The organism is Flavobacterium sp., assembly GCF_027483985.1.
Lineage (GTDB): Bacteria > Bacteroidota > Bacteroidia > Flavobacteriales > Flavobacteriaceae > Flavobacterium.
In genome coordinates, this window is the sequence record NZ_JAIXTJ010000042.1 from 1 (window position 1) to 15,703 (window position 15,703).

Here is a 15,703-nt window from a genome sequence, read left to right on the forward strand (position 1 = left end):
GCTGAAAACTTAAACGAAGGAGACAAAGTTTCTTACGAAGAAGAAGAAGGAAGAAAAGGTAAAGTAGCTGCTCAAGTAGTAGTTATCGAAGACTAATATATATTATTTTTTGATTGCCTAAATGGTTAAACGCTCTGATTTGTTCAGGGCGTTTTTTTTATTTTAAAAAAATTATTTAGAACAGGTTTAAATAAACGATTTTAACGGATAAATAACAAACGTTTATTCAATGATTTTTGAGAATTAAATAATGCAATGTATATTTGTAGCTATTTTACAAAAATTAATTTTTAAAGATATGCAATCTACCCAAATTGATTATTTACCAATCCTGATGCAAGCAGGTTTAGCTATCGGATTTGTAGTATTGACTATTATAGGTTCTAGTTTTTTAGGACCAAAAAGACACTCGGTAAACAAAGATAAAAACTTTGAGTGCGGAATCGAATCCGTAGGAAATGCTCGTATTCCGTTTTCAGTAAAATATTTTGTAGTAGCAATCTTATTTGTTCTTTTTGATGTTGAGGTTATATTTTTATATCCGTGGGCAGTAAATTTCAGAGAATTAGGTATGGACGGAATGATCAAAATGGTCATTTTTATGTTATTGCTTTTAATAGGTTTCTTCTACATTATCAAAAAGAAAGCATTAGAATGGGAATAGTTTAATTACTAATTACGAAAGATAAATGAGTGATTCTAAAACAAAAATGGTTGCTCCACCAGAAGGAGTAACAGGCGAAGGTTTCTTTGCAACAAAACTAAACGACGTTGTTGGTCTAGCACGTGCCAACTCACTATGGCCTTTACCTTTTGCAACTTCTTGTTGTGGTATTGAGTTTATGGCAACAATGGCATCGCATTACGATTTAGCGCGTTTTGGTTCTGAGCGTGTAAGTTTTTCACCACGTCAAGCGGATATGCTTATGGTAATGGGAACAATTTCTAAAAAAATGGCTCCAATCTTAAGACAAGTTTACGAACAAATGTCTGAACCTCGTTGGGTAATTTCAGTAGGCGCTTGTGCTTGTTCAGGAGGCGTTTTTGATACCTACTCTGTTCTTCAAGGAATTGACAAAGTTATTCCAGTAGACGTTTACGTACCAGGTTGTCCTCCAAGACCAGAACAAATTGTAGATGGCGTAATGCAATTACAAGAATTAGTAAGAAATGAATCGGTTCGCCGAAGAAATTCTCCAGAATATAAAGAATTATTAGCTTCTTATAACCTATAATATGGCTTTAGAAACGGCATACATACAAGAAAAACTTAATGAAAAATTTGGAAATAATGTCCTAAATTTTGAAATGAGTCGTGATATTTTTTCGTTCGAAGCTGCACCTAATTTAATTCGTGAAGTAATTCGATTCTTGAAAGAAGAAGAAACTTTAAATTTCCATTTTCTTACTGATTTAGCGGGAATCCATTTTCCAGATAATGACGAAGAACACCAATTTTCAGTGGTATATCAAATGCACAATTGGATTGAGAATGTGAGAATCAGAATCAAAACATTTCTTCCAGAAAACCCGCAAACGGATACAATAACCGATTTGTTTTTATGTGCAAATTGGATGGAACGTGAAGCTTGGGATTTTTATGGAATTGACTTTAAAGGTCATCCGCAATTGAAACGAATTTTGAACATGAACGAAATGGTTTCTCATCCAATGCGCAAAGAATTCCCAATGGAAGACAGCGGAAGAACAGATAAAGATGATAGATTCTTCGGAAGAACAACAACAAATAGCTAAAAAATAATTCAACATTATACAATGTCAGACTTATTATTACCACCAGAGCATCGATATGCTAAAGTTATAGAACAAACACGCAACGAAGACGGAAGCGAATTGTCTATATTGAATTTAGGACCAACGCATCCTGCAACGCACGGAATTTTTCAAAACATTCTATTAATGGATGGTGAAAAAATCCTTGATGCAGAGCCAACAATTGGTTACATTCATCGTGCCTTTGAAAAAATTGCCGAAAACCGACCTTTTTATCAAATCAACGTATTGACCGATAGAATGAACTACTGTTCGTCGCCTATCAATAATATGGCTTGGTGGATGACTGTTGAAAAATTATTAGAAATCGAAGTTCCAAAACGCGCACAATATTTACGTGTAATTGTTATGGAATTAGCCAGAATAGCAGACCATTTAATCTGTAATTCGATTCTTGGAGTAGATACTGGAGCATACACTGGCTTTCTTTATGTATTTCAATTTAGAGAAAAAATCTACGAAATCTACGAAGAAATTTGTGGAGCTCGTTTAACTACAAATATGGGAAGAATTGGCGGTTTCGAAAGAGATTGGTCGGAAGCAGCTTTCCAAAAATTAAATACCTTCTTAATTGATTTTCCAATCGCTTGGAAGGAATTTGAAAATCTTTTCGAAAGAAACAGGATTTTTATTGATAGAACGGTAAATGTTGGACCAATAACTGCCGAAAAAGCAATGCAATACGGAATGACAGGTCCGAATCTTCGTGCTGCAGGAATTGATTATGATGTTAGAAAAGCCGCTCCTTATTCTTCATATGATGATTTTGAGTTTAACGTTCCAGTAGGACAATCAGGTGACACTTATGACCGTTTTTGTGTTAGAAATGCTGAAGTATGGGAAAGTTTAAGCATTATCAAACAAGCTTTAGCTAAATTACCTAGCGGACCAATTCACGCAGATGTTCCTGATTATTATTTACCTCCAAAAGAAGATGTTTATAATAATATGGAATCCTTGATTTATCACTTCAAAATCGTTATGGGCGAAGTTCCTGTCCCTGTAGCAGAAATCTACCATGCCGTTGAAGGTGGAAATGGTGAATTAGGATTTTATTTAGTAACTGATGGAAGCCGAACTCCTTATAGATTAAAAATGAGAAGACCTTGTTACATCTATTACCAAGCTTATACCGAAATGATCAAAGGCGGAATGTTATCAGATGCTATTGTAATATTATCGAGTTTAAATGTTATCGCTGGAGAATTAGACGCATAAAAAATAAGATTGCAGAATGCAGATTTTAGAAATCAAAATGAAATATCTAAAATCTAAAATTTAATATCTAAAATTAAAAATGGAAAGATCACATATAAAACAAGAGATAAACATAACTGAATCATTGATGAATCGCATCAATGAGTTAATCAGTCATTATCCTGCAGATAGAAAGAAATCGGCTTTACTTCCGGTTTTGCACGAAGTTCAAGATGCGCACAACGATTGGTTGAGTATAGAATTGCAAAATAAAGTAGCCGAAATCTTAGAAATTTTACCAATTGAGGTTTATGAAGTAGTAACATTCTATACAATGTTCAACCAACGACCAATTGGTAAATACATGTTTGAATTCTGTCAAACTTCTCCATGTTGTCAAAACGGTGTAGAAGATTTAATGGATTATACTTGTTCAAAATTAGGTGTAAAAGTAGGCGAACCAACAGCCGACGGATTATTTGAGGTTCGCGGAGTGGAATGCCTTGGCGCTTGCGGATACGCACCAATGATGCAGTTGGGTGATTTCTATCAAGAACATCTTACCAAAGAAAAAATCGATCAACTAGTTGTTGATTGCAAAGAAGGAAAAATCACTTTACACGATAAATAATATCATGGGAAGAAAAATATTATTAGACAAAATTAACGTTCCGGGAATCAAAACCTATGAAGTATATCGTCGTGAAGGCGGATATGCCTCAGTAGAAAAGGCGTTGAAAAAAATGACTCCAGATGAAGTTGTAGAAGAAGTAAAAACTTCAGGACTTCGTGGTCGTGGTGGCGCAGGATTTCCAGCAGGAATGAAATGGAGCTTCATCGATAAAAAATCGGGAAATCCAAGACATCTAGTTTGTAATGCAGACGAATCAGAACCGGGAACTTTCAAGGACCGTTACTTAATGGAGTACATTCCGCACCTTTTGATTGAAGGAATGATTACATCAAGCTATGCTTTAGGAGCAAATCTATCGTACATCTACATTCGTGGCGAGTACATGTGGGTTTATAAAATTTTAGAAAAAGCCATTGCCGAAGCAAAAGCTGCTGGTTGGTTAGGAAAAAACATATTAGGTTCTGGCTACGATTTAGAGCTTTTTGTCCAAATCGGTGGCGGAGCTTATATTTGCGGTGAAGAAACTGCATTAATTGAATCACTAGAAGGAAATCGTGGAAATCCAAGATTAAAACCACCATTCCCAGCGGTAAAAGGTCTTTGGCAAAATCCCACGGTAGTTAATAACGTTGAAACAATTTCGGCTGTGCCTTGGATTGTAAACAATTCAGGCGCTGATTATGCTGGAATCGGAATTGGACGATCAACAGGAACTAAATTAATTTCGGCATCAGGAAATATAAAAAACCAAGGTGTTTATGAAATTGAATTAGGTTTATCAGTTTACGAATTTATGAATTCTGATGAATACCTTGGTGGAATGCAAACCGACCGACCATTAAAAGCATTAGTACCAGGAGGAAGTTCAGTGCCAATTCTGCCAGCCAATTTAATTTACAAAACAGCTGCAGGTGAAGATAGATTGATGAGTTATGAAAGTCTTTCAGACGGTGGTTTTGCAACTGGTTCGATGTTAGGTTCAGGCGGATTTATTGTATATGACGACAGAGCTTGCATTGTGAGAAATACTTGGAATTTTTCACGCTTTTATCACCACGAATCTTGCGGACAATGTACGCCATGTCGTGAAGGAACAGGTTGGTTAGAAAAAGTATTGTGGAGAATCGAAAACGGACAAGGTCGCGAAGAAGACATTGAATTATTATGGAGTATCCAATCTAAAATCGAAGGAAACACCATTTGTCCGTTAGGTGATGCTGCATCTTGGCCTGTTGCTGCGGCAATTCGTCATTTTAGAGATGAATTTGAATACCATATTCGTTTCCCAGAAAAAGTAAAAAATAGAGATCACTTTGTTGCTGAACCATTTGAAAAGGTAAAACATTTAGTAGCAAAACAAGAAGTATAAATTAAAAGTCAAAAGTTAAAAGTTGAAAGTTTATAGCGGAAACCCTTAAACTTTTAAACTTTTAAACTTTTAAACAATTGAAATATGAAAGTAACCATAGACGGTCAAGAAATAGAGGTAGCTCCAGGAACAACCATCCTGCAAGCTGCTCGTATGATTGGTGGAGAATCGGTTCCACCAGCGATGTGTTATTATTCTAAACTAGAAGGAACTGGCGGAAAATGCCGTTGTTGTTTAGTAGACGTTACTAAAGGTAGCGAAGCCGATCCAAGACCAATGCCAAAATTAGTTGCCTCTTGTGTAACGGGTTGTCAAGATGGAATGGAAGTAGCAAGCAAATCTTCTGAAAGAGTAACAGAAGCTCGAAAAGCTGTAACTGAATTTCTTTTGATAAATCATCCACTTGATTGTCCTGTATGTGACCAAGCAGGTGAATGTGATTTACAAAATTTATCATTCGAACACGGAAAATCGGAAACTCGTTTCATAGAACAAAAACGAACATTCGAACCAGAAAATATTGGTGATAAAATACAACTTCATATGAACCGTTGCATCGTATGCCAACGTTGCGTAGAAGTAGCAGATCAATTAACAGACAAACGTGTGCACGGTGTGTTAAATCGTGGAGATCATTCTCAAATTTCAACCTGTATTTCTGCAGCAATCGATAACGAATTTTCTGGAAATATGATTGATGTATGTCCAGTTGGTGCGTTAACAGATAAAACATTCCGATTTAAATCTAGAGTGTGGTTCAACAAACCATTTAATGCCCATAGAGAATGTACGACACCAGGATGTTGTGGTAAAACAACACTTTGGATGTTTGGAAACGAAATCCAAAGAGTTACGGCACGCAAAGATATTTATCACGAAGTTGAAGATTTTATCTGTAACACTTGTAGATTTGATAAAAAAGAAGTTTCAGATTGGACTATTGAAGGTCCAAGAAAATTTGAAAAAGACTCAGTTATCAATCAAAATAACTACACTAGAAAATTAGACAAAGTTGTTATTGAAACAGAAAAAGGAATTTTAATGGGAAGAGATATCGATAGAAAAAAAATCAGTATGTCTGCCATTGATTACAACGAGAAAATTGATGGAAACCCTTTAAAATCTAATCAATAATGGACAGTGCATTTATAATTGAAAAAAGCATTTTTATTGTAGCCATTTTTGCAGTTACAATGTTAATGGCAATGTATTCAACATGGGCAGAGCGTAAAGTAGCTGCTTATCTTCAAGACCGAGTTGGTCCAAACCGCGCTGGTTGGGGTGGATTATTACAACCACTTGCTGACGGTATGAAACTTTTTGCTAAAGAAGAATTCGAACCTAATACACCAAACAAATTTTTATTTTTTGTAGGTCCAGCAATCGCAATGAGTACGGCTTTAATGACAAGTGCGGTAATTCCTTGGGGTGACAAACTTGAAATCTTCGGAACAACCGTAATTTTACAAGCTACAGATATTGATGTATCGTTATTATATGTTTTTGGAGTAGTATCTGTAGGAGTTTATGGTATTATGATTGGTGGTTGGGCATCAAATAATAAGTATTCTTTAATGAGTGCCATTCGTGCTGGATCACAAATGGTATCTTATGAAATCGCGATGGGTTTGTCAATTATTGCTTTATTAATGATGACAGGAACATTAAGCTTGAAAGAAATAGCAGCAATGCAATCAGGATTTGGATGGAATGTAATTTACCAACCAGTTGGATTCTTAATCTTTTTAGTTTGTGCCTTTGCAGAAACTAACAGAACACCTTTCGACTTAGCAGAATGTGAATCGGAATTAATTGGTGGTTATCATACAGAATATTCTTCTATGAAAATGGGATTTTATTTATTTGCTGAATACGCTAACATGTTCATTTCATCAACGTTAATCTCTGTGCTTTATTTTGGAGGATACAATTATCCAGGAATGAGTTGGGCTGTTGAAAATTGGGGTGTTAATATTGCAAATACAATTGGTATATTTGCACTTTTTGCAAAATTATGTTTCTTCATCTTTTTCTTTATGTGGATCAGATGGACCATACCAAGATTTAGATACGATCAATTGATGAATTTGGGTTGGAAAATTTTAATTCCGCTTTCTATTGTCAATATTATAATAACAGGAATTTGCATTTTAGCTTTTAAATAAGAAAAGAAATTATGTCAACATCAATACAAAGTATATCATTATCAGGTAAGAAAAAACAAGTTTCCAATAAGGAAATGACTTTTTTTGAAAGAATGTATTTAATTGCAATTGGAAAAGGTTTGTGGATTACAATCAAACACTTTTTCAAGAAAAAAGCAACCATTCACTATCCTGAACAAGTACGAGAATTCAGTCCGGTTTACCGTGGACAACACATGTTAAAACGCGACGAACAAGGTAGAGAAAACTGTACTGCTTGTGGCTTGTGTGCTCTTTCTTGTCCTGCCGAAGCCATCACAATGAAAGCGGAAGAACGCAAAAAAGGCGAAGAACATTTGTACAGAGAGGAAAAATATGCGTCTATTTACGAAATTAATATGTTGCGTTGTATTTTCTGTGGATTATGCGAAGAAGCTTGTCCAAAAGACGCCATTTATTTAACGATTTCCAAAGAATTAGTTCCTGCACAATACGATAGAGAAAATTTTATTTTCGGTAAAGATAAGTTAGTAATGCCACTTGAAATGGCGATGGCAAATGCTAAAAATTTAAATTAATATGTCTGCAATTCTAATAATATTCTACGTTTTGTCTGCTATCACATTAGCAACAGCGTTCCTAACAATTTATAGTAAAAACCCAATTCATAGTGCCATCTATTTGGTTATTTGCTTCTTTTCTATTGCCGGACATTATTTCCTATTTAATGCACAATTTTTAGCAATCGTACATATCATTGTCTATTCTGGAGCCATTATGATTCTCTTCTTATTTACTATTATGTTAATGAATTTAAATAAAGAGGATGAAGTACATAAACCAAGGATAACAAGACTAGGAGCAATAACAGTATTTGTTTTATTAAGCTCTGCGCTAGTAGTAATCTTTATGTATTCTAAACCATTTGTTGGTGATTACCCAACAACCGGAGAAGACTTTCAATCGATTAAAAAATTAGGAACCGTTTTACTTGATGATAAAGAAGGCTTTATGGTTCCCTTCGAATTTGCTTCTGTTTTACTATTAGTAGCAATGATTGGTGCTGTTTTATTATCTAAAAAAGAAAAATCAACTAAATAATATGGACAATATTTTAAATCAAATTGGTATTGAAAATTACATTTTTCTTTCTGTACTATTATTTTGTATAGGAATATTTGGAGTTTTATACAGAAGAAATGCCATCATCGTTTTCATGTCGATTGAAATAATGTTAAACGCTGTTAACTTATTGTTCGTTGCTTTTTCAACTTATTGGCAAGATGCAAAAGGAGAAGTTTTTGTATTCTTTTCAATGGCAGTAGCAGCAGCAGAAGTTGCTGTAGGTTTGGCAATATTAGTTGCAGTTTTCCGAAATATTGGATCGGTTGACATCTCAAATTTAAAAAACTTAAAAGGATAATCCCTAATGGAGAATAGTTTAGTTTTACTTTTATTATTAACCCCATTTGTTGGGTTTTTATTCAATGTTTTCTTTGGAAAAAAAGCAGGAAAAAATATTTCAGGCGCCATTGGAACCATAGCTGTAGCAGTTTCATTTGTAATGAGCATCTACTTTTTTATGCAATTAAATACTACCAAGACACCAATTCAAATTAAGTTTTTAGATTGGATTCAACTTGGTAACTTAAAAATTGATTTAGGAATTGTCTTAGACCAGTTATCGCTGTTGTGGCTATTATTCGTAACTGGAATTGGTTCTTTAATTCACTTATACTCGATCAGCTATATGCACGATGATGAAAATATGCACAAATTTTTTGCGTATTTAAATCTGTTTATCTTTTTCATGATAACATTAGTAGTCGGAAGCAACTTGTTAGTAATGTTCATTGGTTGGGAAGGCGTTGGTCTATGCTCTTATTTACTTATCGGATTTTGGCATAAAAACCAAGATTATAATGACGCAGCAAAAAAGGCATTCATAATGAACAGAATTGGTGACTTAGGATTCTTAATCGGAATTTTTATTATAGCTTATAATTTCGGCACATTAGATTATGCTATACTAAAAGGATTGATACTTCCATCCAACGAAGCTTCTTCAAGTGTTATGCTTTCTATTGCAGCTTTATGTTTATTCATCGGAGCAACAGGAAAATCTGCTCAATTACCACTTTACACTTGGTTGCCAGACGCTATGGCAGGACCAACACCGGTTTCGGCATTAATCCACGCAGCAACTATGGTAACAGCTGGTATCTTTATGATTACAAGAATGAATTTCTTATTTGATTTAACACATGATGTACAACAAATCATTGCAATTGTTGGAGCGATAACAGCTTTAGTTGCAGCATCAATAGGATTACTTCAAAACGATATTAAAAAAGTCTTAGCTTATTCTACAGTATCTCAATTAGGACTTATGTTTTTAGCATTGGGAATGGGTGCCTATACAATAGCTGTTTTCCACGTAATAACACATGCGTTTTTTAAAGCTTGTTTATTCTTAGGTTCTGGATCTGTAATTCACGCTTTACACGGCGAACAAGATATGCGCAAAATGGGTGGTTTACGAAAAGTAATGCCAATAACTTTTGCAACGATGTTAATTTCAACCTTAGCAATTGCAGGTATTTTTCCTTTCGCAGGATTTTGGTCAAAAGACGAAATTTTAATGGTAGCATTCGAACACAATAAAGTACTATGGATTGTTGGTTCAGTAGCATCAATAATGACGGCGTTCTATATGTTCAGACTAATGTACTTAACCTTCTTCAGAGAGTTTCGAGGTACAGAAGAACAAAAACATCATTTACACGAAAGTCCGAGTTTAATCACTTTACCACTAATTATTTTAGCAGCTTTAGCAACGGTTGGTGGATTAATTAATTTACCAGGAAGCAATTGGTTAAATCATTTCTTAGAACCAATTTTGACAACAAAACAAGAACACCACGCACTTGGAACCCAAGAATATACGTTAATGGCAATTGCTTTAACTGGAGCACTTATCGGTATTATTTTGGCTTACACAAAATACATCAAACAAGGATTCGTACCAAAAGAAGATGCGGCGATTTCAGGTTTCTCTAAAACAATTTACAACAAATATTATGTTGATGAATTTTATACTTCATTAATTGTAAAACCTTTGAACGGACTTTCAAATTTCTTTAGAACTACTTTAGAACCTGCTTTAGGAAAAGTTGTTTACGGATTTGGAACAGTTGCAAATGGAATCGGAACTCAAGGTAAAAAATTGCAAACGGGAAGTATCGGACTGTACTTATTTGCCTTTGTTATCGGAATCTTAGCCATAGTTAGTTATTTATTTTTAGCTCAATAATTTAAAACAAAATGAACGTATCACTTCTATTAATACTACTCTTAATTGGTGCCATCGCTACCTTACTCTCTGGAGATAAACTTGCTTCTAAGGTGGCTTTGTTATTCAGTGTGGCTGCTTTAGTATGCTCTTCAATATTAGTAAACCAATTTTTGAGCGGAATAAACATAAGTTTGTCAAATCCTTGGATTGAACAACCTAATATTTCATTTGCACTTAAGGCCGATGGATTATCATTAGCAATGGTGCTTTTAACGACTTCATTGCTGCCATTAATTGTGCTATCTTCCTTTGGAAATAAATTTAATAATTCTAAAAACTTTTATAGTTTAGTGCTATTTATGGCTTTTGCTATGGTGGGAACATTCTTAGCAAGCGACGGATTATTATACTACATTTTTTGGGAACTTGCTTTAATTCCAATCTACTTCATTGCGCTAGTTTGGGGTAACGGCGATACGGATGAACGTAGAAAAGCTGTCGTGAAATTCTTTATTTACACTTTAGGTGGATCTTTATTTATGTTAATAGCATTTGCTTATTTATATAGCAAAGCCGGAAGTTTCTTAATAGGAGATTTAACAAAACTTGATTTGTCTACAACAGAACAAACTTGGATTTTCTTAGCCTTCTTTTTAGCATATGCTATCAAAATTCCAATCATACCTTTTCACACTTGGCAAGCTAAAGTGTATCAAAAAGCGCCTACTGTTGGTACAATGCTATTATCAGGTATTATGCTAAAAATGGGATTATATAGTGTAATTCGTTGGCAATTACCAATTGCGCCACTAGCGGCAAAAACTTATATGCCAATCTTAATTGGATTAAGTATTGCTGGTGTAATTTATGGCTCTATTGTAGCATTACGTCAAAAAGATTTGAAAAAATTATTAGCATACTCTTCACTTGCTCACGTTGGATTAATAGCAGCAGGATGTTATACTTTGACAGTTGACGGACTTAGTGGAGCGGTTTCTCAAATGATTGCACACGGATTTGTAATTGTAGGATTATTTTTTGCAGCAGAAATAATATCAAGAAGATTTGATACATACAAAATTGATGAAATGGGCGGCATTCGCTCACAAGCATCTAAGTTCACTTCTTTATTTATGATTTTGGTTTTAGCATCTGTTGCTTTGCCAGGAACATTCAACTTTATTGGAGAGTTTACCGTTTTGTATAGTCTATCTCAAGTAAACATCTGGTATGCAGTTCTTGGCGGAACGACCATCATACTTGGAGCTTATTATATGTTAAAGATGTTCCAAAATGTTATGTTAGGCGAAACAAATACTAAATTATTTAAAGACGTTACAAAAAATGAAACAATTGTTTTTGTGGTAATTATTGCCTTTTTACTATTCTACGGATTGTATCCAAAACCAATTGTAGATTTAGTAATGCCAAGCATAAAAGAAACTCTAATTCAAATTAATAGATAGTTTGATTTAGGATTTTAGAATCTAGATTTTGGATTCTTAAAGTATATGTAACATTATTGGTAATGACAAAAGAAGAATTAAAAGCCAGAACGAAAAAATTTGCTGTCGATACGTTTAATTTTTTAATGGAAATCGAAAAAAACAAAGCTGTTGACGTAATTTCATATCAACTTTTTAAATCTTCATCATCTGTTGCGGCAAATTACAGAGCGGTGTGCAGAGGAAAATCAGATGCAGATTTTTTAAACAAATTGAAAGTTGTTGATGAAGAAGCTGACGAAAGTTTGTTTTGGTTAGAGTTTATAAAAGAATTAGAAATTAAATGTAATTCAATCGAATTAGAACGACTTATAAAAGAAGCCGACGAATTGGTATCAATTTTTTCAGCTGGAATAAAAACAATTAAATCAAGAAATAATAAAAAGTAAGATTTAATGGCATTGGCTTAAATCCAAAATCATTAAATCCTAAATCCTCAATAAAAATGAATACATTAATAGCAATATCAGGTTTAGGTGTTTTTTGCCTCATAGCTGAAATCTTTAATTTTAGAAAAGCAATTGTTCCAGTAGTATTACTTGGGTTAATAGCTATTTTGGGAACTACACTTAATCTTTGGTCTTTCGGAGCATTGTTAAACGATCAGTATACTAACATGATTGTGGCAGATAAGTTTTCTAATGCATTTTCATCTTTATTTATTTTGTTAACTATATTTATAGTAGCAATGAGTCACGATGTATATAAAGACCACGAAACTAAAATTTCAGACTACATTGCCATAAAAATATTTCTTTTAGCAGGCGCTGTTGCAATGGTTTCTTTTTCAAATTTATCAATGTACTTTCTAGGAATTGAAACACTTTCTATTGCACTTTACATATTAGCAGGAAGTAGCCGTTTAGACATTAAAAGTAACGAAGCTGGTATGAAGTACTTCTTAATGGGTTCGTTCGCATCTGGATTTATTTTATTTGGTATTTGCCTTATTTATGGCGCAATGGGAAGTTTTGATGTAACTGAAATCAGTGAAATGTCAAGATCGGCTGAATTGCCAATTTGGTTTCCAATCGGAATTTCTTTAGTTACTGTTGGAATGCTTTTCAAAATTGCTGCTGTACCTTTTCATTTTTGGGCACCAGATGTATATGAAGGTTCGCCGTCTATTGTTACTGCTACGATGAGTACTTTAGCAAAAGTAGTTGCTTTTGCAACGCTTTATAAATTATTGCTTGCGATGAATGCTGATATTTCTGATGCTTATCAAAACATCATCATTATTGTTGCAATTGCCTCAATGACCGTTGGAAACATTATGGCATTACGACAAAAAAACGTGAAACGTATGTTAGCATTCTCAGGGATTTCTCACGCGGGATTCATGATGATGACTTTGCTTAGTTTATCTAATTCAAGCGGCAACTTATTATATTATACAGCAGCTTATGCACTTGCAGGAATTGCTTCTTTTGCAGTAATAATTAATGTAACTCGCAACAAAGACAACCAAGACATTAGCAACTTCAACGGTTTAGGAAAGACCAATCCAATAATGGCTGCAGTCTTAACTGCTTCACTGCTATCGATGGCAGGAATTCCAATATTCTCTGGGTTTTTTGCTAAATTTATGTTGTTTACACAAACCATTCAAGCAGGATTTTTAATCATTGTCATTGCAGGTGTTATTAACTCCATCATCAGTGTAGGTTACTATTTTAAATTAATCTTAGCAATGTACACTAAAGAGGCTTCAGAAGAAAAACAAACTACGCCATTTGTTTATTACGCAGTTGGTATAGTTGCGATCCTTCTAAATATCATTATCGGATTATATCCTAATTTGATTACAGATTTAATTAACTAAAAAATAGACTAACATAGCACAAACCATCAAAAGTAATTTTGGTGGTTTTTTTATTTACCTTAATTAGTCCTAGATTGTTTACAAACAGACTAATTAAATATTTGATATATAATAATTTAATAAGAATTTGAAATCAAAGAATACATAGTAAAAAATAACTTCTAATACTATTCCAATCAAAGTCCTAAAACAAAAAAACAACCCATAAAGACAAGGCCTAAAATGGGTTGCGATTTATGTTTTTTAGTAGTACTAACTCTTACAACTATTACCAAAAAACAGTATACAATGCCGCTGTAACTGCAACAATCACAAGCATTCCTACAGTAAAACTTGGTGACATTTTAAACATCGAACGATCAACTTCTAATCCATTAGATTTAACACCTCTCAAAGTTTCATTGATACTAATGAAATACATTCCGATAACGCATATTAAAAACACAAAACCCATTCTATCTATAAACGGAATTTCATAAACACCTTCAGCGTTCGGAACTGCAAATCCAATCGGATTCAAGAAAGATAAATCCACAAATGCCGGCATAAACTTGAAAATGATAGAAAGTATAAACCCACCAATAGTGGCAAATAACGCGGCATTGGAAGTAGTTTTTTTCCAAAAGAAACCTAATATAAACATCGCAAAAACTCCCGGACTTACAAACCCAGTATATTCTTGAATGTATTGAAATCCACCTTTTTTATCTATTCCTAAAAAAGGTGCTACTACCACAGCAATAACCATAGCGGCAATAATCGTTATTTTTCCAACTGAAACCAATTTGGCTTCGCTAGCTTCAGTATTCAGTTTTTCTTTGTATACATCAAGTGTGAAAATAGTCGCAATACTATTCGCTTTTCCTGCTAAAGAAGCAACAATGGCTGCGGTCAATGCCGCAAAAGAAAGTCCTTTTAAACCAACTGGCAATAAGTTTAATAAAATAGGATAAGCTCTATCAGGATTTACAGTACCATCTTGTAACATTTCCGTTTGAAAATGGCCGTTTTGATATAAAACAAAAGCTGCAATTCCTGGTAAAACAACAATAATAGGCATTAATAATTTCAAGAAAGCTGCAAACAAAATACCTCCACGAGCCGTCTTTAAATCCGCACCTAAAGCTCTTTGCGTGATATACTGATTGCAACCCCAATAATTCAAATTGATAATCAACATTCCTCCTATCAAAACCGAAAGCCCAGGCAAATCCATATAATTAGGATTGGATTTATCAAAAATCATATGAAAATGATCGTTAGCTTTATCCCGCATAATGCTAAATCCGTTAAGCACTCCTTCGGAGCCAAACTCTGTCGCTACTAAATTCAAAGCTAAATAAGTCGTAATTAATCCGCCAAGAATCAAGAAAAACACTTGAATAACATCGGTATAACCAATAACCTTCATTCCGCCAAGTGTAATCATTACGGCAAAAACCGCCAAAAAAATCATACACAAAGTAATATCCAAACCTGAAATACTACTTATGGCCAAAGCGCCTAAATATAAAATCGAAGTCAGATTTACCAACACATACAACAACAACCAAAAAACAGCCATAATCATAGCCACATTGCCATTGTACCGCTTTTTTAAATATTGCGGCATCGTAAATATCTTATTTTTGAGATATACTGGCATAAAGAAAACTGCAACGATTACTAAAGTGATGGCTGCCATCCATTCATAGGTTGCAATAGCCAAACCCATTTTGAATCCGCTACCACTCATTCCGATAAATTGCTCGGCACTGATGTTACTTGCAATTAAAGATGCTCCAATAGCCCACCAAGTAAGTGAACCTTCTGCTAAAAAATAATCATTACTACTGGTTTGAGCTTTCTTCTTTCGATTGTAAATCCACAAGCCATAACCTACAATAATTATGAAATAGAGGAAGAAAACTATATAGTCATTAATGGATAATGTTTGCATC

At 34.1% G+C, this 15,703-nt stretch carries 16 protein-coding genes and 1 pseudogene; 16 read left to right on the forward strand and 1 reads right to left on the reverse strand.

Going from position 1 to position 15,703, the window contains the following annotated elements:
- The 16 genes and pseudogenes from Q0050_RS10250 to Q0050_RS10325 form a co-directional block, all read left to right on the forward strand.
- Positions 1 to 96 (forward strand): annotated as a pseudogene (locus Q0050_RS10250) (cold shock domain-containing protein); the annotation flags it as partial.
- A gap of 202 nt (positions 97 to 298) precedes the next feature.
- Positions 299 to 664 (forward strand): NADH-quinone oxidoreductase subunit A, encoded by a 366-nt coding sequence (locus Q0050_RS10255; protein WP_298395745.1) that lies wholly within the window; start codon positions 299 to 301, stop codon positions 662 to 664.
- A gap of 25 nt (positions 665 to 689) precedes the next feature.
- Positions 690 to 1,235: an NADH-quinone oxidoreductase subunit B gene (locus Q0050_RS10260; RefSeq protein ID WP_298395124.1), complete on the forward strand. Its 546-nt coding sequence runs from the start codon at positions 690 to 692 to the stop codon at positions 1,233 to 1,235.
- Between the two features lies 1 nt (position 1,236).
- On the forward strand, positions 1,237 to 1,755 hold the full coding sequence (locus Q0050_RS10265) for an NADH-quinone oxidoreductase subunit C (protein ID WP_298395127.1): 519 nt from the start codon (positions 1,237 to 1,239) through the stop codon (positions 1,753 to 1,755).
- A 21-nt stretch (positions 1,756 to 1,776) separates the two neighbouring features.
- Positions 1,777 to 3,012 (forward strand): NADH-quinone oxidoreductase subunit D, encoded by a 1,236-nt coding sequence (locus tag Q0050_RS10270; protein ID WP_298395130.1) that lies wholly within the window; start codon positions 1,777 to 1,779, stop codon positions 3,010 to 3,012.
- A gap of 79 nt (positions 3,013 to 3,091) precedes the next feature.
- On the forward strand, positions 3,092 to 3,622 hold the full coding sequence (locus Q0050_RS10275) for an NAD(P)H-dependent oxidoreductase subunit E (protein WP_298395133.1): 531 nt from the start codon (positions 3,092 to 3,094) through the stop codon (positions 3,620 to 3,622).
- Between the two features lie 4 nt (positions 3,623 to 3,626).
- A complete protein-coding gene (gene nuoF, locus Q0050_RS10280) occupies positions 3,627 to 4,994 on the forward strand; it encodes an NADH-quinone oxidoreductase subunit NuoF (RefSeq protein ID WP_298395136.1) in 1,368 nt (455 codons plus the stop codon).
- A gap of 84 nt (positions 4,995 to 5,078) precedes the next feature.
- Entirely contained in the window at positions 5,079 to 6,128 is a 1,050-nt protein-coding gene (locus tag Q0050_RS10285; RefSeq protein ID WP_298395139.1) for a 2Fe-2S iron-sulfur cluster-binding protein, read from the forward strand.
- Positions 6,128 to 7,159, forward strand: a complete 1,032-nt coding sequence (gene nuoH / locus Q0050_RS10290) for an NADH-quinone oxidoreductase subunit NuoH (protein WP_298395141.1) — start codon at positions 6,128 to 6,130, stop codon at positions 7,157 to 7,159. The genes Q0050_RS10285 and nuoH overlap by 1 nt, the downstream gene beginning before the upstream one ends.
- Before the next feature lie 11 nt (positions 7,160 to 7,170).
- Positions 7,171 to 7,716 carry an NADH-quinone oxidoreductase subunit I gene (locus Q0050_RS10295; protein ID WP_298395144.1) on the forward strand — a complete coding sequence of 182 codons (546 nt, stop codon included), beginning with the start codon at positions 7,171 to 7,173 and terminating at the stop codon, positions 7,714 to 7,716.
- A 1-nt stretch (position 7,717) separates the two neighbouring features.
- The gene (locus tag Q0050_RS10300; protein WP_298395147.1) at positions 7,718 to 8,239 is read left to right on the forward strand and encodes an NADH-quinone oxidoreductase subunit J; all 522 of its coding nucleotides are present in this window, start codon (positions 7,718 to 7,720) and stop codon (positions 8,237 to 8,239) included.
- A 1-nt stretch (position 8,240) separates the two neighbouring features.
- Positions 8,241 to 8,561 (forward strand): NADH-quinone oxidoreductase subunit NuoK, encoded by a 321-nt coding sequence (gene nuoK / locus Q0050_RS10305; RefSeq protein WP_298395150.1) that lies wholly within the window; start codon positions 8,241 to 8,243, stop codon positions 8,559 to 8,561.
- Positions 8,562 to 8,567: 6 nt separating this feature from the next.
- The gene (gene nuoL / locus Q0050_RS10310; protein ID WP_298395153.1) at positions 8,568 to 10,451 is read left to right on the forward strand and encodes an NADH-quinone oxidoreductase subunit L; all 1,884 of its coding nucleotides are present in this window, start codon (positions 8,568 to 8,570) and stop codon (positions 10,449 to 10,451) included.
- Positions 10,452 to 10,462: 11 nt separating this feature from the next.
- Positions 10,463 to 11,899, forward strand: a complete 1,437-nt coding sequence (locus Q0050_RS10315; RefSeq protein WP_298395156.1) for a NuoM family protein — start codon at positions 10,463 to 10,465, stop codon at positions 11,897 to 11,899.
- Positions 11,900 to 11,961: 62 nt separating this feature from the next.
- Positions 11,962 to 12,327: a four helix bundle protein gene (locus Q0050_RS10320; protein WP_298395159.1), complete on the forward strand. Its 366-nt coding sequence runs from the start codon at positions 11,962 to 11,964 to the stop codon at positions 12,325 to 12,327.
- 56 nt (positions 12,328 to 12,383) lie between these two features.
- On the forward strand, positions 12,384 to 13,763 hold the full coding sequence (locus Q0050_RS10325) for an NADH-quinone oxidoreductase subunit N (protein WP_298395162.1): 1,380 nt from the start codon (positions 12,384 to 12,386) through the stop codon (positions 13,761 to 13,763).
- 268 nt (positions 13,764 to 14,031) lie between these two features.
- On the opposite strand, the gene Q0050_RS10330 is transcribed toward Q0050_RS10325, so the two are convergent.
- Positions 14,032 to 15,702, reverse strand: coding sequence for a sodium/sugar symporter (locus tag Q0050_RS10330; protein ID WP_298395165.1), 1,671 nt, complete (start codon positions 15,700 to 15,702; stop codon positions 14,032 to 14,034).
- Position 15,703: the final 1 nt, after the last annotated feature.

Coding starts and splice junctions, on each gene's coding strand:
- Q0050_RS10255 (WP_298395745.1), top strand. CDS start 299: ATGCAATCTACCCAAATTGATTATTTACCAATCCTGATGCAAGCAGGT.
- Q0050_RS10260 (WP_298395124.1), top strand. CDS start 690: ATGAGTGATTCTAAAACAAAAATGGTTGCTCCACCAGAAGGAGTAACA.
- Q0050_RS10265 (WP_298395127.1), top strand. CDS start 1,237: ATGGCTTTAGAAACGGCATACATACAAGAAAAACTTAATGAAAAATTT.
- Q0050_RS10270 (WP_298395130.1), top strand. CDS start 1,777: ATGTCAGACTTATTATTACCACCAGAGCATCGATATGCTAAAGTTATA.
- Q0050_RS10275 (WP_298395133.1), top strand. CDS start 3,092: ATGGAAAGATCACATATAAAACAAGAGATAAACATAACTGAATCATTG.
- nuoF (WP_298395136.1), top strand. CDS start 3,627: ATGGGAAGAAAAATATTATTAGACAAAATTAACGTTCCGGGAATCAAA.
- Q0050_RS10285 (WP_298395139.1), top strand. CDS start 5,079: ATGAAAGTAACCATAGACGGTCAAGAAATAGAGGTAGCTCCAGGAACA.
- nuoH (WP_298395141.1), top strand. CDS start 6,128: ATGGACAGTGCATTTATAATTGAAAAAAGCATTTTTATTGTAGCCATT.
- Q0050_RS10295 (WP_298395144.1), top strand. CDS start 7,171: ATGTCAACATCAATACAAAGTATATCATTATCAGGTAAGAAAAAACAA.
- Q0050_RS10300 (WP_298395147.1), top strand. CDS start 7,718: ATGTCTGCAATTCTAATAATATTCTACGTTTTGTCTGCTATCACATTA.
- nuoK (WP_298395150.1), top strand. CDS start 8,241: ATGGACAATATTTTAAATCAAATTGGTATTGAAAATTACATTTTTCTT.
- nuoL (WP_298395153.1), top strand. CDS start 8,568: ATGGAGAATAGTTTAGTTTTACTTTTATTATTAACCCCATTTGTTGGG.
- Q0050_RS10315 (WP_298395156.1), top strand. CDS start 10,463: ATGAACGTATCACTTCTATTAATACTACTCTTAATTGGTGCCATCGCT.
- Q0050_RS10320 (WP_298395159.1), top strand. CDS start 11,962: ATGACAAAAGAAGAATTAAAAGCCAGAACGAAAAAATTTGCTGTCGAT.
- Q0050_RS10325 (WP_298395162.1), top strand. CDS start 12,384: ATGAATACATTAATAGCAATATCAGGTTTAGGTGTTTTTTGCCTCATA.
- Q0050_RS10330 (WP_298395165.1), bottom strand. CDS start 15,702: ATGCAAACATTATCCATTAATGACTATATAGTTTTCTTCCTCTATTTC.